The following is a 21,020-nucleotide window of genomic DNA, read 5'->3' as shown; positions in this document are numbered from 1 at the left end:
TCACGTTGTGCCGCAGGTTCCGTGGAAATAGCCCTGATCGCCGCGGGCCACGAGATTCCGATCCCGGCGGACGATGCTTGCTTTGTCGGCCCAGCCCTGGCACGCCCTGTTCATGCCCTGGGCGGTGTACTCGATCACGATCATGTGGCTGCCGAACGCGGCGGCATAGTCTCCGCATTCGTTGTACTGCCCACATTCCTCCACAACGGCAAAGTCGACGCCGACCTCGTTGCGCGCAGCAGCCAGCTGCGGTGCGTTCTTCTGGCCGATGGCCAGGCCTCTTTCGTGCGCGCGGACGGCGAGCAGGGCGAGGAACGCCTTCGCGTCATCCGCGGTCAGCAGGCCCTCGGGCACTCGGGTGTAGCTGTCGTAGTTGTCCGGATCGATAGCCTTGTAGCCCTTGGCCGCGCAGTCATCGATCCAGGTGATGATCTTCTGCGCGATCCGCCGGCGCTTGGCGTCGGTGTGGACGTCCAACATCGCCTCCCCCCATTCCTTGTCCATCACCACCGCTCCCGTTCGGTCGCGCAGCAGCAGATCGGCGTCCCATTCGTGCTCCGCGCCGGGCTGGGCCTGGAAGGCGTTGATGTAGCAGATGTTGTAGATTCCCGCGGCGGGCGGCGCGGTGTGGTCCCGGGCAACGACGGACACCCCGGCCGGCGGTTCGTACGGAGTGTGGAGCTGGTAGTCGAAGCCCGCTCGCACGGGAGGCACCGTCACCCCCGCCGGCGCCCCGTCGGGGACGCCGGCCGAGGTCGATGGCGCATCCTCGGATCCGCCGCCCGAACAAGCGGTGGTGAGCAGCGAGGCGACGGCGGCCGAAGCGGCGAGCGCCGCAGCGCACCGACGGCGGAATCCACGGATGATCATGGTCAATACGCTAACCAGGACTCAGGGCACCACGGCACCGCGCAACGAGGGCTGTAGCAAACCGGAGTGCGCCTGGACCATCTCATCGCACAGCGCCCAGATCTGATCCACCGTCAACGTCGCCGCGGTAGCGGGATCCACCATCGCCGCGTGCCGGATGTGGCGGGGATCGTTATCGACCGCGGCGGACACGACCAGTCCCGTCACGTTCAGGTAGGCCCGGTTCAAAGCCGCCAATTGCGGCGGAAGTGCGCCCATCGGTTGGGGGTGCACGCCTGACCCGTCGACAAGACAGGGAACTTCGACGATGCAGTCTGAGGGCAGGTTGGTGATCAGGCCGTGGTTCGGGACATTGCCGTACACAGTTCGAGGTGTGCCGCTGACGATGCTGTGGATGATCTGCGGGGCGTATTCCATCGTGCTCTGCACCTCCAGCGGTTTCCCTTCGGCCAGCAAACGCCGTGTGGTGTCGTATACCGCGACGTTGTCGGCGACAGTGCCGAGGTATTCACCGACAGGTATCCGCAGCCGCTCGACTTCACTGCCATGGTGCAGATACCAGGGAACGTATTCGGACGAGTGCTCGCTGGTCTCGGTCGGGTAGTAACCCAGCCGTCGGTACATGTCGACGCGCACACGGCGACGCAGTTCCGGCTCCTTCTCGATCAAGGCATCGAGTCGGTCGTACAGGTTCTCGCCTGCGTGGGTGAATTCCAGTACCCAAGCTTGATGGTTCATCCCGGCCGCGCGGTAGGACACCTCCTCGAACGGCACATCGACCAATTCCGCGAGTCCCCGCACGGTCCAGTACACCGAATGGCACACTCCCACAACGCGAGTCAGGCCGGTGGCCTCGCGCAGGTACTGCACGTTCATCACCATCGGGTTGGTGTAGTTCAGCAACCATGCTTCCGGGCACACCTCCGCGATGTCCGCGCCGAGCGCCTTCAGGAATGGAAACGTACGCAGGCCACGGAAGATGCCGCCGATGCCGAGGGTGTCGCCGATCGTCTGGCGTAAGCCGTGGCGGGCCGGGATGTCGAAGTCGATCTCGGTGGCCGCGCCCATGCCGATCTGCACGGTGTTGATGACGAAATCGGCGCCTTCCAGCGCGGTACGCCGGTCGGTATGCGCGGTGATCTTCGGGGCGGCGCCGCGGGCCTCGGCGATGAATCTCGCGGCCGCCTCGGCAGTTTCGAGCCGTTCCCGGTCGATGTCGTGCAACGCGACATGCGCTTGCTGTAGCTCGGGAAATGCCAGCAGATCCGCTAGTAATCCCTGAGTGAACTCGACGCTGCCCGCGCCGACGAAGGCAATTTTAGTCATGGATTCTTTCCATTCCGTGGAGCGTCGCCATCGCTTCGCTCCAGGTCGGTTGGGCGGTCGTGCCGCCGATGCCGCGCGTGGACAGGGCCCCGCAGATCGCCGCGAGCTCGAGCGCTTGCTGCGCCGTGCTGCCGGCGAGAGTCGCGGCGACGAAGCCTGCGTCGAAGCTGTCACCGGCGCCGACACTGTCCACTGCTCTTACAGGTATTCCTTTGGTGCTCAACAGATTCCGGCCGTCGTAGGACAGCGCTCCGGCGGCGCCGTTCTTCACCACCACGGTCGGGCCGTGCCCGGCGAGCGCGATGGCCGCGGCCTCGACGGTGTCCGCGCCGGCCAAATGCATGGCCTCGGCGGCATTGGGCAACAGAAAATCGACCTCGGAGTACATTCCCGGCACCTGCCACCGCCCGGCCGGATCGTCGTTGGTGTCGAGGGACGTGGTGCACCCCAGCGATCGGACTTCGGCGAACAGCGCAGGCAGCCGGGCAGCCAGTGCCGGCATCAGGAAGTACGACGCGGCGTGCACGTGCCGGCAGCTCCGCAGCAGCGCGCGCGGCACGTCGGCCGTGGTGGTCGCCGACAGCGTCCCGGGCGCCGTGACGATCGACCGGTCGTCGTCCCGGGTGATCACCACCGTGAGCGGGGTGGCCAGCTCCCGGTCGGTGATCAGGGCCGAGGTGTCCACCCCGTGCGCCTCGAGGGAATCCCGCACGAATCGCCCGCTCTCGTCGGCCCCGACGCGGCCGACGAACGCGACGGTCAGTCCGAGACGAGCGGCGCCGCAGGCCATGATCGCCCCGGAGCCGCCCAGAGTGAGCACTCCGGAGGACGCAAGCTGTTCGCGCTGACCGAATTCCAGCGGTCCGGCCACCGGTCCGATGATCACGTCGGGGTTGGCATCCCCGATGACCAGCAGGTCGATCATGGTCATCCTTTCAGCCCACTACCGGCCACGGACTGGATGAACGCCTTCTGCGCGCCGAGGAACGCCAGCAGCACGGGCGCCACGGTGATCACGTTGCCCGCCATCACCGCGGACCAGTGCGTCTGATGCTGTCCGTGGAAGGTCGTCATGCCCAGTTGCAGGGTGTAGGTGCTGTCGTGATTGAGCGCGATCAACGGCCAGGTCAGGTCGTTCCATGTGGTCAGGAAGGTCAGCACGGCAACGGTGCTCAGCGCCGGGCGCGAGAGCGGCAGCACGATCTGCCACAGCACGCGCAACGTCGAACAGCCATCGATCCACGCCGCCTCTTCCAGCTCGCGCGGCAGCGAGAGGAAGAACTGCCGCATCAAGAACACCGCGAACGGCGTGACCAGGGCCGGCACGATCAGCGCGCCGAGGGTGTCGATGAGGCCCAGCCATTTCATCACGATGAAGGTCGGAATCATCGTGAGCTGGAACGGCACGACCAGCGTCGCCAGCATCATCACCAGCATCGTTCGCGACCCGCGGAACCGCATCCGAGCGAACGCGTATCCGCCCAGCGTGCCGAAGACGAGATTCGAGACCACCGCGGTACCCGAGACGATCAGCGAGTTGACGAACCAGGTGGGGAACTTGGCGTTCGACAACACGAACCGGTAGCCGTCGAGATGAATACCCGAGGGCCACAGCGTCGGCGGGAACCTGTTGATCTCCGCGTCGGTCATCACCGAGCTGAGCGTCAACCAGATCAGCGGCACCGCGAACAGCAACGCCAACGGAGCCAGCAGCAAGTGCCACGCACTGAACGGCAGCCGGAACCGACGAGCGGCGCTGGACGGCAGTCGAAAACGATTGTGCGCGTGGGTGATCACGAGTTCCCTTCCGGAGAGCGGCGACGCGCCATGAGCCGGCGCGCCAGGCCCAGCCCGAACAGGGCAACCGCGAGAACATAGGCCGCCGCGGCGCCGTAGCCCGCGGTGAAGTTACGAAAAGCCTGCTGCCAGATGAAGAAGACGATCAAGGTGGTCGAGCCGAGCGGGCCGCCTTTGGTCGAGACGTACACCAGGTCGAACACCTGCAGCGCGGTGATCGTCTGCCACACCAGAAGGAACATCGTCACCGGCATCACCGTGGGAAAAACGATGTGCCGCAGCAGGTTCCAGCGACCGGCGCCATCGAGCCGCGCGGCCTCGAGCAAGGTCTGCGGCACATCCTGCAGCGCAGCCAGATACACCACGACGCAAAACCCCGACCCGCTCCACAGGGTGATCGCGATCAGGACGAACAGCGCCTGCGCGGGGTCGGTGAGAAATCCCTGCGGAGACAACCCCACTCGGTGCAGCAACGAATTCACCACACCGACCTGCGGGTCGAGCATGAAGGAGAACAACACGCCCTGTGCGGTCGCGGACACGACGAACGGCACGAAAAACAGTGTCCGATACAGGCTTACGAACCGCAGGCGTCGATTGAGCGCCAGTGCCAGCGCCAGCCCGAGGGCGATGCTGAGCGGCACGAACAACACCGTATAGATCAGCGTATTCCGCACGGCCTGAACGAAATTCGGATCCTGGAACAGCGCGCTGTAGTTGTCCATCCCCACCCAGCGACTGGGGGTGACCAAGTCGTTGGCTTGGAACGACAACAGCAGCGACCAGATCACCGGAATCAAGCTCAGGCCGAGGATGACCAGAACAGACGGCGAGATGAACAGCCACGCGGTGGTCGACTCGCGCCGGCGTCGGCGCATCCGCCGCGGCGGCGGTGTGAGGGCAACAGGAACGGGAGACACGGGACTCCTCAACGGGGAATATGCAAAGCGGCATCGGCCTCGCGGCGGCAACGCCGCATCGCCTCCGCCGGGCTACGCCGGCCGTACAGCACGGACACGATCGCCTGGCCCAACGCCTGCGAGACCTGCGGATAGGCCGGATGCACCGGACGGGCTCGCGAATACACCAAGGCCCGGGTGAACACGTCGAGGCCGTCGATGTCTTCGACCTGACGCTGCCATTCGGGCAGCGCCTGCGCCGGGCGGCTGAGCGGCAGGCTGCCTGCCCCGATATCCCAGCGCACGTCCTGCCGAGGATCGTTGAGCCAGTTGACGAATGTCCGTGCCGCGTGCACCCGGGCCGGGCCGTTGTCGAACAGGGTCCAGGTGTCCGGACCCGAAATCGTCATCGGCGCACCGGTGAAGCTGGGCATCGGCACCACGGTGTAGTCCACCCTCGCGTCGATGATCTCGGCCAGCTGCCACTGCCCGGTGATCACCATGCCCATCAGCCCGGACTTGAACACCTGATACATCTGGTCGGTACCCGGTTTGGCGTCGATATAGACGCTCTTGTCCCGGGCGAGATCAGCAACCACCTGGAGCGCGCGCTCGCCGACGTCGGCGAACCCGACGGTCTTGCCGTCGGCCGCGATCACCTCGCCGCCCAGATCCCACACCAGCGGCCAGAGCCGCCACGTGGTGTCCTCGTCGCCCACGCCGGGCCAGCCGGTCCCGAAGGTCCCCCGGTCGGCGTCGGTCAGCTTGCGTGCGGTAGCGGTGAAGTCCTTCCACGACCACCCCGTAACCGGTAGCGCGACACCAGCATTGGCGAACACGGCCTGGTTGCAGACCACCGCGAGGGAGTCCGTCAATGCGGGCGCGGCACGCACCCGGCCGTTGAGGGTCACCGCGGTCTGCACCGGCTGCCAGAGGTCGTTCCATCCGGGCAGTGCGTCGGTGAGGTCGACGACGTTCGGGCTGCGGGCGATGCTGGCCAGGTCCGAACCGAAGATGTACGCGATGTCCGGGAAGGATCCGGAAGCCAAGGCCGCCAGCACTTTCTGCAGCATTTCGTCGGCGACCACGCCCCCGCCGCCCAGGTCGATCCGGATGTTCGGGTAGGCCCGTTCGAAATCGGCGACCAGTTCTTCGACCACCACCCGGTTTCGTTCGTTCTGCCCGTGCCAGAGCTGGATCGTCACCCGGCCGTCCGGCCCGACACCGCCTTTGGATCCGCCACTACATGCCGCCGAAACCAGGCCCAGCGCGATCGCGGCGCCGCCGCGAAGTGCCGTGCGACGGGTCGGCGTGGTCACCGAATTCACTTGCGGCAGGTTTCGCGGACATATTCGCCGCTATTGGGCGCGGTCACCAACATGTCGCGCCGCACAATACTCAGCCGGTCCTTGAAACCCGCACACGCATTCGCCAGACCTTTAGCAGTATATTCGATGACGACCACATGATCGTTGAAGGCCGACGCATATTGGTCGCATTCACCCTGCTGCCCACATTCTTCGGCGACGGCGAAGTCGAGGCCGTTCTTCCTGGCGGCGCCGAGTAGGTCGGAGGCGTTCTTCTGTGCGATCGCCAGACCCTTGTCGTGTGCGTGCGCCGACAGCAGCTGAATCAACAACTGCGCCTCGTTCGCGGAGAACAGACCTTGCGACCGCTCGTAGCTGTCGTAGTTATCGGGTTCGACACCCTGGAAGCCCTTGGCGGCACAGATGTCGATCCAGCCGTTGATCTTCGCGGCGATGCGCTTACGCTTGCCGTCCTCGCGCAAATCCAGGATCGCCTCGCCGCCCCACTTCTCATCCTCGATTACCTCACCGTTCCCGTTGCGCAGCAAGAGATCCGGCTCCCACTGCCCCTGAGCGCCCTTTTGCGTCTGAAATGCGTTCACATAGCAGATGTTGTAGACGCCGGGCACCGGCTCCTTGGTGTAGTCCCGCGAAATCACGCCGACGCCGGCAGGCGGGTCGTACGGCGCGCCGATCTGGTAATCGAATTCTGCGTGCGGCGTCGGAAGTACCACGGGTGGTGCGGCGGAGGCCGGCCCTGCTGAAGCGAGGAGATTGACCGATACGCAGGCCACAACCAAGGCAGTTGCGGAAGACACCCGAACACGATTGATGCTCATCTTGAGTCCCATTTACTACTGCGGGTAGCGACCCCGCCTCGGACGGAATCAGAATCCGTCCTGGCGACTGGGGCCGGGCTCAGGTTGTTCACCGATTACCGGCTGGGCGCACCTCGGGCGTCGAATACAACTCGACGCCCCTGGAGTCAAACAAAGATTTCCGCGTGCGTCAAGAAGTTGCCGAATCGGATTCGCCGAACGGTCGTCTCGCTCATCTCGACGGCTCCGGCTCGACGATGTCCCGGTGATGATGAGATCGGATCGGTCTGGACCGGTTAGGATCTCGATACTTCGCGGTCCAGCAAACGGCTGCCGAGTTCGATGACGCGCGCCTCGGTGCGCCAGTGTCTGGAAACGGAGGCCTCTCGGTGGGGAGCCCGCGGACAACAGTGACGGCACCGGACCGGGAGCGCGGTGTCGGTCGCTTCACCGTGCAGACGTGGTTTCAGCTGGTGCTCGGGGTGATGGGGATCGTGGTCGTGCTCGGTGCGGCGGCGGGAGCGCAGGTGATCACGAACACCAACAACGCGACCGACCGGGTGCTCAACCACACGCAGCCCGCCCTGCTGCAAGCAACTCGGTTGCAGAACGCGCTGATCAACCAGGAAACCGGCATCCGCGGTTACGCCCTCAGCGGCGATCGGCAGTTCCTCGAGCCCTACACCACCGGGATCCAGGACCAGGCCCGCGCCGCCGACCGGATTCGCACTCTGGTCGCCGGATCCCCCGAATTGCTCGCGGATTTGGACGACGTGCAGCGCGCTGTGGACGACTGGCGGGCGAACTACGCGCGCAATATCGAGGCCCCGCCAACGGCGTTCGCGGCCACTTCGACGGAGGGCAAGGCGCTCTTCGATGAACTACGCGCCCGTTTCGACACGCAGAACGCCGACCTGTCCGCCGCGATCGCGGCGGACCGCCGCGCACTCGAACACGCTCGCTCCCTGCGCAATTGGGTGCTCACACTGATGGTCGCGGTCGCGCTGCTGACCGGGGCACTGCTGACCGCGCTGGCGCGTCGTCTTGTCGCACGGCCACTTTCGGCCTTGGCGTCGGCGTCGCTGCGGGTCGCCGACGGAGATTTCGAACATCACATCGATATCGCCGGCCCGGCCGATGTCGCCACGGTCGCCGATGCCGTGGAGCGGATGCGCCGCCGGGTGGTCTCGGAGCTGACGTCCTCGCGCGCGCAGGAAGCTGTTCTGTCGCAACAGAAGACGGAGCTCGACAGCCAGGCCGAGGAGCTGCGTCGCTCCAATACCGAACTGGAGCAGTTCGCCTACGTCGCCTCACACGACCTTCAGGAACCGTTGCGCAAGGTCGCCTCCTTCTGCCAGCTGCTGGACAAACGCTACGGCGACCAGCTCGACGAACGCGGCAAGCAATACATCGACTTCGCCGTCGACGGCGCCAAACGCATGCAGGTCCTGATCAACGATCTGCTCACCTTCTCCCGCGTCGGGCGGGTCATCGAGGCCACCGCCCAGGTCGAGCTGCGCGAAACGCTGGACACCGCAGTCGATAATCTGTCCTCGGTCATCGAGGAGACCGGCGCCCGGGTGGAGCTGCCCGCTCAATCGCCCACGGTCGCCGGCGATTCGACGCTGCTGACGATGTTGTGGCAGAACCTGATCGCCAACGCCATCAAATTCCGCGCCCCCGAACGGGTTCCGCTCGTACGGGTGGATTGCGCGATCGACGCCGCGTCCGGAATGTGGGAATTCTCGGTGACCGACAACGGCATCGGCATCGCGACCGAGTTCGCCGAGCAGGTGTTCGTGATCTTTCAACGCCTGCACAGTCGAGAAGAGTACGGCGGCACCGGAATCGGTCTCGCCGTGTGCCGTAAGATTGTCGAGTATCACGGCGGCAAGATCTGGGTCGACACCGCTTACACCGAAGGAACCCGGTTCCGGTTCACCCTGCCCGCCCGCGCCGCGGGCGACCCCGTCAACCCGGCCGAACCGGCCGCCGAAGGAGTTCCGCTGTGATGTCTGCCCGCCCCGTCGATATCCTGCTCGTCGAAGACGACCCGGGCGATGAACTGATGACCAGGGAAGCGTTCGAAGAGCACAACATCGGCAGCACCTTGCATGTCGCGCGCGACGGACAGGAAGCCCTGGATTTCTTGTTCCGCCAAGGCGATCACCTGAACGCGCCGCGCCCGGACCTGGTGCTGCTGGACCTGAACCTGCCCAAATACAACGGCAGGCAGATCCTGGCCAAGATCCGCGCCGACGACGAGCTGTCCGACATGCCGGTGGTCATCCTGAGCACCTCCTCGGCCGAAGACGACGTGCTGAGCAGCTACCGCCTGTTCGCCAACGCCTACGTCACCAAACCCGCCGACCTCGACCAATACACCTCCGCCATCAAGCAGATCGACGAATTCTTCGCCCACCTCGCCCGCCTGCCACGCCGCAAATAGCCACTGCCCGCTACGAATCCAGCTGCCCGTCGGTCTCCGGGGCAGTCGGTCGCGGCTCGGTATCCATACTCGCCGAGCGGATCCGGGTTCGGGTGCTGACCATTCGACGCGCCCCGCCCGTGGCCACGATGTTGCCCAGAACCAGGCCCGCGCCGATCGCCAACGTGGTGAGCACGGAAAAGGCGAACGCCACTCCCGATCCCGGCGCGTGCCCGATGAACTGCAGTAATGAGTGGGCCACCAGCAGGGACGGCAGCAGGGCGCCGCAGAACGCGGGCACAACTATCGATGCCGGGGAAATGCGCAGGCGGGCGGCCGTCCACGTACTGAGGGCGCCGAGTATCGCCGCGCCGAGCATCAACGACAGTTGCAGGCCGATATGCGCCCGGGCACACAGCTGCACAATCAGCTGGGTGAATACCGCTACCGCCATGGCGATGGGCACTACCCGCGCCGTCGCTCCCTGTGCGAAGGCATTCGCCGCGGCCGCGATCGCCGAAGCGAACAACGCCCAGAACGGCGTCAGGCCGGTCAGGTGGATCGCCGACGGATCGACTTCCAGATCGACCCACCGAGCCGACATCAGGCCCGCCTGAATACCGGTGACCATCCCCAGCACCACCAGGCCGATGCCGAGACCACGCACCAGCGCCAAGCTCCGGAATCCGGATATCGCGTCCTGCGCGGTAGCGACGATCGACGGGTGCGGCAGCAGCAGCACCACACACGCGGCGACCATACTGGCGGCCTCGCCCGGTTCGATCGGGCTGTACGCGATCGCCACACTGCCGACCGCCGTCGCCAGCGCCATCTGCGCGACGGCGACGAAAAACGTTGGAAGATAACGTCGCCCGAGCACCTTACCGAGATACATCAGGACGAACATCAACACGAACGCACCGGCCGCCGACCAGTAGGTCCCGCCGGCCTGTAGCGCGACGACCACGCCCAGAACGCCCATGGCGCCCGCGACAACGCGATACGGCCAGCGCGGATCCGACCGGATCTCCTCGACCAGCCGCCGGCTTGCCTGAGTCATATCGGCCTGATGGCCGACGATATCGTCGACCACGCCGTACACATTGTTGAGCCGGTGCAGGTCGGCGCCGGTGTCCCGCACGGCCCGCAATCCGGCGATGGTCGGTTCGTCCGGTACGGCGTACACCATGTGGATCGACGAGCCGGGAAAGTCGAGTTCGACGGCCGCCAGATTCCAGGTTGCCGAGACGGCGACGATAGCCACCTCGACGCTGCGCGCATCAGCTCCCGACGACAACATCACCTCGCCCAGATCCAGGCAGAAGTCGATGACCTGGCGGGGCGAATATTCTTCCCCGGCCGCGGTCGGCGACGGCGTCACACCCGAGTAGATGCTCCCGCGCAGCAGCAGGGCGATATCGCGCCGCTGCTCGGCCGTCGTGACCCGTCGGCGACGCTGCCGAACGGGACGGCGAGGGCCGTTGGCCGTATCGGTGGCCGATACGCGAGGTCGGCGCTTCGGCGCAGGCGCACGTGACCTGCCGGCATCGCCGAGCTCTGGCCGGCCGGTCTCGGGTCGATCGGCCGGCTTGGCGGCGCGTCCGATACGGATTCGTCGCATCGCGATCTACACAGCCTGTGCGTATCCCGCGCGCCACCGCGTCAACGCCACCGTCGACACGCCGCAGCTGCTGATCTGCACTGTGCCGACTGCGCGAACGCAGAGCGGAGACATCTCGATTGTGCTGGGCATGATCTCCAATCCGGTGCTGGAAGGAACGGCGGCAACGCTGCTGCCAGACTGCCCATCGGCGGTACGGAAATCTCGGATTGTGACCACACTAACTGGTCTGTTTCGCCGTCCGGTCAGCAGAGTTGGACCGTCGCGGTGGCCCGGCCGAAGATCTTGGCTCCGCCCTGCGACGCGGTCAGTGCGACCACGGCGGTTCGCGACTCGGGGTCGATCGACTTGATCCGCCCACCGAATTCGATGCGGGCCCTGGCGTTGTCCAGGAGCCGGACCGGGCTGGTCATCCGGACGCTGTAGTGCCGGACCGCGCCGGGATCACCCAGCCACGAGGTGACGAAGGCGGCGCCGAAGGCCATGGAGAGCATGCCGTGCGCGATCACCCCGTGCTCGAGCCCGACCATCCTGGCGGCGTCCGCGTGCCAGTGAATCGGATTCGGATCGCCGGACACGCCTGCGTAATTGACCAGATCGCCGAGCGAGACCTCGACGGACCGGGGCGGCAACTCCGTGCCGACCGCTACGGCGGCGAGCGGGAGCGCGTACCGGCTCGGCCGCGGTTGCGGGCGGGGCCAGCGCGTGTCGCTGATCGGCGTGTAGGTGCTCATCGGACCGGCGGCGGAGACGACATCGCCGCGCACCAACGCGGTCAACGCGCCGGCGATCGCGCGGTCGCGTTCGGTGGGCGCCGAGCGGGCGACCAGGCCGGTATCCGCGACCAGCACCTGCGCGCCGTGCTGATCGGTGACCGTGTTGCGCACGACCATGAGATCGCCGCCGAAGGCCTGCCGGAACGATTGCAGTGACAGGTTGCTGGTCAGCCGATCACCGGCGACGACAGGGCGAGCGAAAGCGATCGTCTGATCGGTCTGGATGGCCGTGGTCAGGCTGTAGCCGTCCAGCACGTCGGTCAGGATCTTCTGCACGGTCCCGCCGAGCAGGCAGATGAAGGCCGGCGGCGCGACCAGATCCGGATAGCCGAAGTCGTGCGCGGCTGCCACGTCCCGGTGCACCAGGTGCTGATCCTGCACCGCGCGCGCGTATTCCCTGATCTTCTCGCGGCCGACCTCGTAGTAGTCGTCCACCCGGTAATGACGCCCGACGATCGCCTTGATCCGTTCGACCGGTTCGCTGTCCAACGCCCGCGCGGTGCCGATTTCCATTGCCGAGACCTCTCCGTTCGTATTCGACCTTGTCCAGTAGTAGTCGCGTCAGGTGGCGTGCCGGACTGGTCGTTCACTCCGGTTCCGGCCAAACCGCATGGACCGGCAAGACGAAGTAGAGGTATGTACCCCGTTCGCCACCCCATGCCCCGTGGCCGCGTGCTCGTACTCACCGGCGGGAAGGTCAGCAGCAGGCAGTCTTCACGCCCCTGGCACCTGTCCCGGGTTCGTACCGCCGCGCTGGCCATGTCGCTGCGTCGCCGGCTGGGCCCTGAGCGTCCGATTCACCACGTGCACTACCGCTTTCGCGGATGGAACTCCCCGGAGCTGGACGCGCTCAACGATGCCGACCGCGTGTTGCGCGAGCTGACGGCGCACGACGACGGACGACCGACCTACCTGGTCGGTCACTCGATGGGAGCCCGCGTCGCGGCGCATCTGGCGGCGATCCACGACATCGCCGGGATCGTGGCGCTCGCCCCGTGGTGGCCGGACCACGACACCGACTTCATCTCGGCCGGCTGCCGAGTCCTGGTCATGCACGGAACCGCCGACCGCTGGACCGACCCGGAATCCGCACGCCGTCAAGTAGTCCGGGCGCAACACCGCGGCCTGGACGCCACCTGGACCGCGGTCCCGGACGCCGGACACTTCATGTTGCACCGCCCGTTCGACTGGCATCGCCGCACCGCGGAATTCATCGCCGACACCGACGACCGCCGCTACGTCTGACCCGGCGCGGGTGATGCCGCCGGAGACAGCGTTCCCCGGCGGCACCTGCACCACTTCGAAACGTCACCCTCAGCTAGGGGCAACGACCAGTGATTCGCGCTGTGTTCCGGTTCGGATTGGTGGCGAATCAGCAGTCCGCTCCCGGGCTCAGCCCCGCGACCGCCAGCCGGAACAGCCGGTCCGCCCGAGCCGACTGGTCGGGATAGTTCTCGGTGGCCAGAACGATGCCGATGATCAGCGTGAGCAGATCGACGAAGGTGACGCCCGCCGCCACCGCGCCATCCCCCGCGGCGCGGCGCAGCAACGGGCCCGCCGCCTCTTCCAACGCCGCAGCGCAACTGTTTCCCTGCACCAGGTCGGCTCCGGCGCCGTCATAGGCCAGTGCGGCGGCGAGCCCTCGAGCCGAAACACAGTAGCCGACAACCGCACTCAGCCATTCCAGCAGCGCATCCCGACTGTCCTCGCGGTCGGTCAGGTCGTGGGCACGCAGGCGAAGAGTCTCGATCCGTTCATGGGATACCGCCTCCAATAGCGCACGGCGCGTGGGGAAATGCCGGCGCACGGTCGCCGAGCCGACGCCTGCGGTGCGGGCGATCTGTTCCAGGGAAGCGTCGGCGCCACGAGCGGCAACTTCCGCTTCGGCCACGACGAGGATGCGCGCGTAGTTGCGCTGGGCGTCGGCGCGCTGACGGTCCGGCATGGCGTCCTCTCCAGGGTTGCTAAGTGGCGGGCCCCGCCGTATCGTACCCGAACAGATAAGTGGCGGGACCCGCCGTTTATTCGATAAAGGACTCGAGGAGCACCATGTCCACAGTTTCCGCACCCGTCCTGGTCACCGGCGCCACCGGCAGGCAAGGCGGCGCCACCGCCCGCGCACTGCTCGCGGCCGGCATTCCCGTCCGCGCCCTGGTGCGCGACCCCGCCACCGACCGAGCCAAAGCTGTCGAGGCACTCGGCGCCGAACTGGCCGTCGGCGATCTGCACGACCGCGATTCGATCATCCAGGCCGCCGCGGGCGCTCGCGCCGTCTTCTCCGTGCAGATGCCCGGCCTGAACGCAACCGGCTTCGATTTCGACGGCGAGGTGACCCAGGGGATCAATCTCATCGAAGGGGCCGAGGCCGCCGGCGTACCGCAGTTCGTGCACACGTCCGTCAGCGGCGCGGGCCACCACACCGGCGCACCGGGATGGACCGAAGGCCGTTGGGCCGCAATGGAACCCCCGCTGGGCGCGAAAAGCGCGATTCAGGATCGATTGCGCGCGGCGGACTTCCGCTATCGGACACTGCTCAAGCCGAGCTTCTTCATGGAGAACTTCCTCCCCAGCATGGCATTCCTGTTCCCGCGCGGCATCGAGGGTGGACTGGTCAGTGTCGTGAAACCGGAAACCCGGCTGTCCCTGGTCGCCGTGGACGACATCGGCAAAGCCGCCACGGCAGCCATCGCCGAGCCGGAGCGATTCGACCGGGTCGACCTGGAACTGGCGAGTGACTATCTATCGATGACCGAGATCGCCGACATCCTCAGCCGCGCCCTGGGCACGCGACTTTCCGCGCCGAATATGACCGAGGAGCAGGCGCTCGCCGCCGGTATGCCGGCAATGGGTAGCACGCACGAGTACCTGAATGTCGTCGGCCAGCCGGCCCGCCCGCAGTACGCGAAGGACCTCGGCATCTCCCTCACCAGTTTCGACACTTGGGCGCAGGAGTACCTGCGATAGCGGGTAGACCGAAGCGCGTTGTGCCAGTTGCTCAGCTCACGTCGAGCAGGCGGTAGCCGACCCCGCGGATGGTTTCGATGCTCGACGCCGCGGAGGGGACATCGAGCTTGCGGCGCAGGTATCCGACGTACACCTCGACCACGTTGTCCGAGCCTTCGTAGTTGCTGTCCCACACCGAACGCAGGATGTCGAATTTCGTGACGACATCGCCCTTGTGCCGTATCAGGTATTCGAGCACGCCGTATTCGCGCGGGGTCAGCGAGACCACTTCGCCGGCGCGGGTGACGCGGCGCCGGGCCGGGTCCAGCGACAGGGTGCCCGCGGTGAGCACCGCCGGTCGTTCGGGTGCGCCGCGCCGGATCAGGGCGCGCAGTCTGGCCAGCAGGATGACGAAGGAGAACGGTTTGGTCAGGTAGTCGTCGGCGCCGAGGTCGAAGGCGTCGGCCTGGTCGTATTCGCCGTCCTTCGCCGAGAGCATCAGCACCGGCGTCCAGACCTGGCGTTCGCGCAGTTCCCGCACGATCTGATAGCCGTGTTTGCCCGGCAGCATGATGTCGAGGACCAGCACGTCGAAATCGCCGGTCGCGGCCAGTTCCAAGCCGTCGATTCCGTCGTGCGCGAGCTCGACGACGAACCCCTCGGCGGACAGCCCGCGACGCAGCATCTCGGCCAGCCGGACTTCGTCGTCGACCACGAGCACGCGCACCGTCACCATCCTCTCCTGAACCCCGTCGCCCCATTACAACCCACCGCGGCCATCGGCCTCGGCCGGCTCTCAGCGTTTCCACAGCGCCGAGCCGACACGCTGAGCCGGTGTCCACCATCATCGATCTGATCCATCGTGCGGCCGAGGAGATATCCACCGAGGCCGCGACCGCGGAAGTCGCGGTGTCGGTCGTCGGAGTAGGGCTCGCGGTGATCGCGGCAACACTGCTCGCCGACCGGTTGCGCCCGGCCGAGCGTCTCGCCCAGCAAACCCTGCACCGGGCGATACGCGCGATGGCGATGATCGTGCTGTTCATCGAGCTGGCGGCCCAGGTCTCCCGGTCGGGGTGGCTGACCGGCGCCGACCCCGCGGTATCGACCTGGTTCACCGCGCACCGTTCCGCGGGCCCGACCGTGCTCGCGCAGGTCATCACCGCCGCCGGAGATCCGGCAGGTCTGGCTGTCATCGCGCTGGTCGCCGCGAGCCTGCTGGCCTGGCGGCAGCGACGGCTGGCCCCGATGGCGTTAGTGCTGGGCACCGTCGCGTTCGCCTCGGCCGCGAGCACGGTCGGCAAGGTCGTGGTGGGCCGGGCCCGCCCGCCCGCGGCCGTGCAGTTGGTCAGCGAAACCGATTTCGCGTTTCCCTCCGGACATGTCACCGGCGCAACGGCTCTCGCCGGTGCGATAGCGCTGGTCTACCTCGGCGCCCATCGATCGCTCCGGCAGCGGATCACTGCCGCGGCGCTGGCGGTGGCCGTCGTGGTCGTCGCGGCGACCGCGCGCCTCTACCTCGGCGTGCACTGGCTCACCGACGTGATCGGTGGTGGCCTGCTCGGTTTTTCGGTCGTGCTGATCAGCGCGACCGCGTACCCGTACCTGCAATTGTGGCTGCGACGCGACCGCGGCACGGAGCGTGCGGCCACACAACACCGCGTGACCTGTGACGATAGAGCCGAGAAAGCGTAGCCGTATCCCACACACCACGAAGGGTTGCCTCCGATGAATCAGCCCCGGCGCGGACCCCGATCCGTTCGGTGGGCCCGGCCGGGCGAGCACCGATTCCTCGACACCGCGACCCGATGGATCCGGTCGATGGCGCACCCGGCCCGGTGGGGTCTGCGGATCCGCTCGGCGCTCATCGTCGCGGTCGTCGTCACCGTGGCGCTCGCGATCGCGGCATTGTCGCTGACCTATGTGCTGTATCGATCGCTGATCAGCGCCTCCGACGACGCGGCCGCCGAGCGCATCCGCCAGATCAGCAGTCAGCTCGCGCTCGAATCTCCCGCGGATCTCGACCGTAGCGCCCTGGCCGTCGACAATCGGGTCTCGATCGTGCAGATCATCGACCAGGCCGGGCAGGTCGTGCAGAGTTCCGCCGCGAGTCCGCCCGTGCCGATCACCGACGTGCGACCGCCCGCGGGAGGGATCGCCCACGACGTGCCCACCGCCTCCGGCGCCGACGAAGGCCGGTTGAGTGCGGCAACCCTCGACGGACGTGGCGGCCCGTACACCGTGGTCGTCGCCATCGATGAGGAGGAAGCCGAACGCACGATCAAATTGGTCGCGCTGCTGATCGCGGTGGCCACCCCGTTCATCGTCGCGCTCGCCGCGCTGGCCGCCTACACGCTGATCGGCCGATCGCTGCGGTCGGTGGAGAATATCCGCACCCGGGTCGCGGCCATCACCAGCGCCGACCTGAGCGGCCGCGTGCCGGTGCCGCCCCAGCGTGATGAAATCGCTGCTCTCGCAGTGACTATGAACGACATGCTCGCCCGCATCGAATCCGGGCACAACGCCCAACGCCGTTTCATCAGCGACGCCTCCCACGAACTGCGCAGCCCCTTGACCACCATCACCGCCGCCCTCGAGCTCGGCCGCGCGCGTCCCGCGGTCCTCGACAGCGCCATGCTCGACGACACCCTCCTGCCCGAAGCCGAACGCATGCGTCACCTCATCGACGACCTGCTGCTGCTCGCCCGCGCCGATGAAAACGCACTCACCCGGCGACAGACCGACGTCGACCTCGACGACATCCTCAGCAACGAAGTCGCGCGCACCCGCACCACCACCGCACTGACCATCACCATCGCCGTGGAACCCGCACGCATCACCGGCGACCCGGCCCACCTCGGCCGCGCCGTGCGCAACCTGCTCGACAACGCGACCCGCTACGCCGCCACCACGATCGACGTCCGCTTGCACCTCGAGCACGGCCATCCGCGCATCGAGATCAGCGACGACGGACCCGGCATCGCCGAACCCGATCGCCCCCACGTCTTCGACCGCTTCTACCGGCCCCAGCACGATCGCGGCCGCGGATCCGGCGGGTCCGGGCTCGGCCTGGCCATCGTCGCCGAAATCGTCGCCGCCCACCACGGCACGGTCCGCATCGAGCCCAATCTCCCCACCGGAACACTCGTCACCATCGATCTGCCCGGCCCCGATGAGCGACCTCCACGCTCGGCGGCTCCCGCGACCGCACCCTGACCTCAGCGGTACGATCCGCTCAACCGAGTGCGATCAGCACGGCGGTGAGAGTTGTTGTCTCCGTGGCGGTATCGGGTTCGCCCGCGCGAACGGCCTTGAGAGCGTTGTCGATTTGCCCGTCGAGGACCTGCCAGCCGGACTCGTCGAGCGGTTGCAGCGTGGATTGGTCGCGGTCCCAACCGGTTTCGAGGTCTTTGATCCTGGCTTTCGCTTCGGACTGCCGGCCTGCCTGTACGTCGGCCAGGGTGTCCTGAACGATCGCACGGAACGCGGCAACCTCGGCCGGCGGGAAATGCGCGCTCGCCTGCCCCGGCGGCAAGGCGGCCGGCGCACTGGTGCCTTCCTCGCTCGACACCACCGCGCGCGGTTGGGCATTCGCCCATCCGAGCAGCGCGCCGGCGAGGATTGCGATTACGGCGAAGTAGGCGAGCATGATTCGCTCGCGCGTCCGATTGGCGGTCACCGCCGGCCGGGGCCGGTGTTGCAACCGCCGCTCGGGTACTGGACGACGTGCCGCACGCAACGACTCCGCCGAGAACGAGGGCGGGGCCGCGGAAAGCCTGTGGTCGGCGGTACTGGCGTATCCGGACGGCGCGCGCATCGCGATCGGCGCGAACATGCTGCGCGCCAAGTCACTCGGCGCGTTCGTCGACCAAACCGTCCGCGTGCTGCACGCCGCCGGCTTCGACCTGGCCGACGCCTCGCGTGCCGCCGACACGCTGCTCGGCCTGGTGCTCGGCGCCGCGGTCGAACGGCAGTCCGCGCCGACCTGGGATGCCGCGCAAGCCGAGCAGGCCCGCACGCAATTCCCCACGACGATAGCGGGATTCGAGGCCTGCCGGCAGCAAGGCGACGATGCGCTGAGGTCGTTCCGCTACAGCATCGACATCCTCATCCACGGACTCGTCGCACTGCGGCAGGAGTCCCACAGCGCGCGGTGATTCGTCACCGCTTGGTCGCCTCCAGGATCACGAGGGGACTCGGTGTGGGAACGACTCGGTCGAGGTCGAAACCGGCGTCGTTCAACAGAATTCGGTACTCGTCCGCGGTGCGTTCCTTGCCGCCGAGCAGGCTCAGCATCACGAGGTCCATGTCCTTCGACGGGTGCGGAGCGTCGCCGGCGGGGACGACCAACTCGGCAACGAGCAGTCGCGCGCCCGCCGCGGCCGAAGCGGCTACGGTCTTCAGGATTTTCGCGGCATCGTCGTCATTCCAGTCATGCAGAATCCAGCTCAGCAGGTAGATGTCCGCGCCAGGTACGCCTTCGAAGAAGTTTCCGGCGACCACCTCGACCCGCTCGGCCATACCGGCGGCGGACAGCGTCGCGCGCGCGGCATCGACGACGCCCGGCAGGTCGAAGACGACGCCGCGCCGATCGAGGTGACCATCCCGGCCGAGCAAGTCCACGAGCACAGCGCCATCGCCACCGCCGAGATCAGCGATCGAATCGCCGGCCGGCAGCCGGTAACCGTCGAACAGGCCGGCCCGCAGCGTGTTGGCGAACACCGTCATCGCCCGCCCGAACAGCTCCGCAAGCTCCGGGTTGGTCGCGACATAGTCGAAATACGGCTTGCCGAAATACTTTTGCGCCGCCGGCTCCCCGGTCCGCAACGTATACGCGAGTTCGGCGACCGCCCGATAATGCAGATGCATGCCACCCACCGCGATGCCATACATCGACTGCGGATGCTTCTCGGACAACGTCGCCCCGAGCGGGGTGACAGCCACCTTGTCACCTTCGGTCCTGAATACCCCGTGCGGGGTGACAGTGCGGATCAGCCGAGCGAGCGCGCCGGCGTCGGACCCGGTCCGTTCCGCCAGCACCGCCACCGTCTGAGGTCCCTCCTGATCCAGAATCGTGGCGACGCCCGCTTCGGCGAGCACGAACAAGGCCTGAGACAGCAGGAACCCATCCAACATCTGCCCCATCACCGCGGTCGGTGGCAATTGCTCGTCATGGTGGACCACGATCGCAACACCTTTCAGATCGACGCCGACAGACCATCCCTGCCATTGGCGGCGACTCTAAGCGCGTCGGCATAATTTTCGTGTCAGTCCGAAATGCCCGGGTGATCTCGGCGTAGCTGGCCCACGAAGTGCCGGGTTGCCGGAGTGCGGTCGCCGGGGTTCGGCGCGGCGAATTGGATGTGCCGTCGAAGTTCCGGCTCCTCGATGGTCACGATTCGGAGCCGCGGTGTGCGCGCGGCCGTCTGCTGTGCCAAACCTGCTGGGACGAAACCGATTCCGGCTCCGGCCAGGACCAGTTCGAGGAAAAGCTCCCACGTGTTGACCTCGCAGCGCGCCTGTCGGACGACTCCGGCCGCGGTGAGCGCGGCCTCGACGATGAGGCGCACCGACCAGTCGACGCCGACGTCGACGAAACGCTCGTCGGTGAGATCGGCGAGCCGGGCAACACCGGCGTCGGCGAGGCGATGGTCGTCGCGGACCAGCAGAACCAGCTCTTCGATCACCAGCGTCGTGACCCGCACGCGCGGGGTGGCGGTGGGCACCGCGCTGATGAAGGCGCAGTCCAGTTCGCCGGCACCGACCATGCGCAGCATCTCCACCACCGACGCCTGCGTCAGATGGATGTCGACGGCGGGGTGCTGTGCCGCGAATTCGGCCACCTGGTCGGCGACGCGTACCAGGCGCAGAGCGGAGCCGACGACACCGATGCGTAGCCGGCCGGTGAGCACGCTCTGAATGTCCTGCACGGCCGCGCCCGCGCTCTGCGCGGCCAGCAGCGTCCGGCGCGCCGGCTCCACCAGAGCCGCGCCCGCCGGCGTGAGTCGCACAGGCCGGGTGCCGCGGGCATAGAGCTCGGCGTCGAGCTCACGCTCGAGCGCCCGGATCGAGTTCGACAGCCCGGACTGCACTATGTGTTCGCGTTCGGCCGCGGCGGTGAAGCTCCGCAGTTCGGCGAGCGCCACGAAATGACGAAGCTGGCGCAGCTCCACGCGATCATCTCCTCAGCAGATGGAATGCATCTGATCCTACTGTGCCACAGATATTGAAGGCGAGA

21 protein-coding genes are annotated in these 21,020 nt (G+C 67.0%); 7 read left to right on the top strand and 14 right to left on the bottom strand.

Annotation, left to right across the window (positions count from 1 at the left end):
• From F3087_RS29080 to F3087_RS29050, 7 genes are all read right to left on the bottom strand, one after another.
• Positions 1-870 (bottom strand): endo alpha-1,4 polygalactosaminidase, encoded by an 870-nt coding sequence (locus tag F3087_RS29080; RefSeq protein ID WP_150405243.1) that lies wholly within the window; start codon positions 868-870, stop codon positions 1-3.
• Between the two features lie 21 nt (positions 871-891).
• Positions 892-2,196 (bottom strand): alpha-glucosidase/alpha-galactosidase, encoded by a 1,305-nt coding sequence (gene melA / locus F3087_RS29075; protein WP_150405242.1) that lies wholly within the window; start codon positions 2,194-2,196, stop codon positions 892-894.
• Positions 2,189-3,127, bottom strand: a complete 939-nt coding sequence (locus F3087_RS29070; RefSeq protein ID WP_150405241.1) for a carbohydrate kinase family protein — start codon at positions 3,125-3,127, stop codon at positions 2,189-2,191. The genes melA and F3087_RS29070 overlap by 8 nt, the downstream gene beginning before the upstream one ends.
• Complete coding sequence (locus F3087_RS29065; protein WP_150405240.1) at positions 3,124-3,993, bottom strand: carbohydrate ABC transporter permease; 870 nt, start codon at positions 3,991-3,993, stop codon at positions 3,124-3,126. Before F3087_RS29065 ends, F3087_RS29070 begins: the two co-directional genes overlap by 4 nt.
• Complete coding sequence (locus F3087_RS29060; protein ID WP_223885440.1) at positions 3,990-4,718, bottom strand: carbohydrate ABC transporter permease; 729 nt, start codon at positions 4,716-4,718, stop codon at positions 3,990-3,992. The genes F3087_RS29065 and F3087_RS29060 overlap by 4 nt, the downstream gene beginning before the upstream one ends.
• A gap of 203 nt (positions 4,719-4,921) precedes the next feature.
• Positions 4,922-6,220, bottom strand: coding sequence for an extracellular solute-binding protein (locus F3087_RS29055; RefSeq protein ID WP_223885420.1), 1,299 nt, complete (start codon positions 6,218-6,220; stop codon positions 4,922-4,924).
• Positions 6,217-7,038: an endo alpha-1,4 polygalactosaminidase gene (locus tag F3087_RS29050; protein ID WP_223885419.1), complete on the bottom strand. Its 822-nt coding sequence runs from the start codon at positions 7,036-7,038 to the stop codon at positions 6,217-6,219. Before F3087_RS29050 ends, F3087_RS29055 begins: the two co-directional genes overlap by 4 nt.
• A gap of 389 nt (positions 7,039-7,427) precedes the next feature.
• Between F3087_RS29050 and F3087_RS29045 the strand changes: the two genes are divergently transcribed.
• Both F3087_RS29045 and F3087_RS29040 read left to right on the top strand, forming a co-directional pair.
• A complete protein-coding gene (locus F3087_RS29045) occupies positions 7,428-9,029 on the top strand; it encodes a sensor histidine kinase (protein ID WP_223885418.1) in 1,602 nt (533 codons plus the stop codon).
• Positions 9,029-9,466, top strand: a complete 438-nt coding sequence (locus F3087_RS29040) for a response regulator (RefSeq protein ID WP_150405237.1) — start codon at positions 9,029-9,031, stop codon at positions 9,464-9,466. Before F3087_RS29045 ends, F3087_RS29040 begins: the two co-directional genes overlap by 1 nt.
• Positions 9,467-9,476: 10 nt before the next feature.
• On the opposite strand, the gene F3087_RS29035 is transcribed toward F3087_RS29040, so the two are convergent.
• Both F3087_RS29035 and F3087_RS29030 read right to left on the bottom strand, forming a co-directional pair.
• A complete protein-coding gene (locus tag F3087_RS29035; protein WP_150405236.1) occupies positions 9,477-11,066 on the bottom strand; it encodes a threonine/serine exporter family protein in 1,590 nt (529 codons plus the stop codon).
• A gap of 245 nt (positions 11,067-11,311) precedes the next feature.
• Entirely contained in the window at positions 11,312-12,355 is a 1,044-nt protein-coding gene (locus F3087_RS29030) for a fused (3R)-hydroxyacyl-ACP dehydratase subunits HadA/HadB (RefSeq protein WP_150405235.1), read from the bottom strand.
• A gap of 159 nt (positions 12,356-12,514) precedes the next feature.
• Between F3087_RS29030 and F3087_RS29025 the strand changes: the two genes are divergently transcribed.
• Positions 12,515-13,087: an alpha/beta hydrolase gene (locus tag F3087_RS29025; RefSeq protein ID WP_191094186.1), complete on the top strand. Its 573-nt coding sequence runs from the start codon at positions 12,515-12,517 to the stop codon at positions 13,085-13,087.
• 127 nt (positions 13,088-13,214) lie between these two features.
• On the opposite strand, the gene F3087_RS29020 is transcribed toward F3087_RS29025, so the two are convergent.
• Positions 13,215-13,787, bottom strand: coding sequence for a TetR/AcrR family transcriptional regulator (locus F3087_RS29020; protein WP_150405233.1), 573 nt, complete (start codon positions 13,785-13,787; stop codon positions 13,215-13,217).
• A gap of 104 nt (positions 13,788-13,891) precedes the next feature.
• Here F3087_RS29020 and F3087_RS29015 point away from each other — a divergent pair, with 104 nt between their 5' ends.
• The gene (locus F3087_RS29015) at positions 13,892-14,806 is read left to right on the top strand and encodes an NmrA/HSCARG family protein (RefSeq protein WP_150405232.1); all 915 of its coding nucleotides are present in this window, start codon (positions 13,892-13,894) and stop codon (positions 14,804-14,806) included.
• Positions 14,807-14,837: 31 nt separating this feature from the next.
• On the opposite strand, the gene F3087_RS29010 is transcribed toward F3087_RS29015, so the two are convergent.
• Positions 14,838-15,512 carry a response regulator transcription factor gene (locus tag F3087_RS29010; protein ID WP_150405339.1) on the bottom strand — a complete coding sequence of 225 codons (675 nt, stop codon included), beginning with the start codon at positions 15,510-15,512 and terminating at the stop codon, positions 14,838-14,840.
• Positions 15,513-15,619: 107 nt separating this feature from the next.
• Between F3087_RS29010 and F3087_RS29005 the strand changes: the two genes are divergently transcribed.
• Positions 15,620-16,477 (top strand): phosphatase PAP2 family protein, encoded by an 858-nt coding sequence (locus F3087_RS29005; RefSeq protein ID WP_150405231.1) that lies wholly within the window; start codon positions 15,620-15,622, stop codon positions 16,475-16,477.
• A gap of 126 nt (positions 16,478-16,603) precedes the next feature.
• The gene (locus F3087_RS29000) at positions 16,604-17,998 is read left to right on the top strand and encodes a HAMP domain-containing sensor histidine kinase (RefSeq protein ID WP_150405230.1); all 1,395 of its coding nucleotides are present in this window, start codon (positions 16,604-16,606) and stop codon (positions 17,996-17,998) included.
• Positions 17,999-18,017: 19 nt separating this feature from the next.
• Here the strand turns inward: F3087_RS29000 and F3087_RS28995 are convergent, their stop codons facing one another.
• Positions 18,018-18,431 carry a hypothetical protein gene (locus tag F3087_RS28995; protein ID WP_150405229.1) on the bottom strand — a complete coding sequence of 138 codons (414 nt, stop codon included), beginning with the start codon at positions 18,429-18,431 and terminating at the stop codon, positions 18,018-18,020.
• Between F3087_RS28995 and F3087_RS28990 the strand changes: the two genes are divergently transcribed.
• Positions 18,430-18,939, top strand: a complete 510-nt coding sequence (locus F3087_RS28990; protein WP_150405228.1) for a TetR/AcrR family transcriptional regulator C-terminal domain-containing protein — start codon at positions 18,430-18,432, stop codon at positions 18,937-18,939. The genes F3087_RS28995 and F3087_RS28990 overlap by 2 nt on opposite strands.
• Before the next feature lie 4 nt (positions 18,940-18,943).
• Here the strand turns inward: F3087_RS28990 and F3087_RS28985 are convergent, their stop codons facing one another.
• On the bottom strand, positions 18,944-19,966 hold the full coding sequence (locus tag F3087_RS28985) for a methyltransferase (RefSeq protein ID WP_150405227.1): 1,023 nt from the start codon (positions 19,964-19,966) through the stop codon (positions 18,944-18,946).
• 83 nt (positions 19,967-20,049) lie between these two features.
• A complete protein-coding gene (locus tag F3087_RS28980; protein WP_150405226.1) occupies positions 20,050-20,955 on the bottom strand; it encodes a LysR family transcriptional regulator in 906 nt (301 codons plus the stop codon).
• Positions 20,956-21,020 lie beyond the last annotated feature (65 nt).

The sequence above is a fragment of the Nocardia colli genome (assembly GCF_008704205.1).
In the GTDB taxonomy this organism is placed as follows: Bacteria; Actinomycetota; Actinomycetes; order Mycobacteriales; family Mycobacteriaceae; genus Nocardia; species Nocardia colli.
The sequence above is the reverse complement of the archived record's forward strand: the minus strand, read 5'-3'. Positions and strand labels throughout refer to the sequence as shown.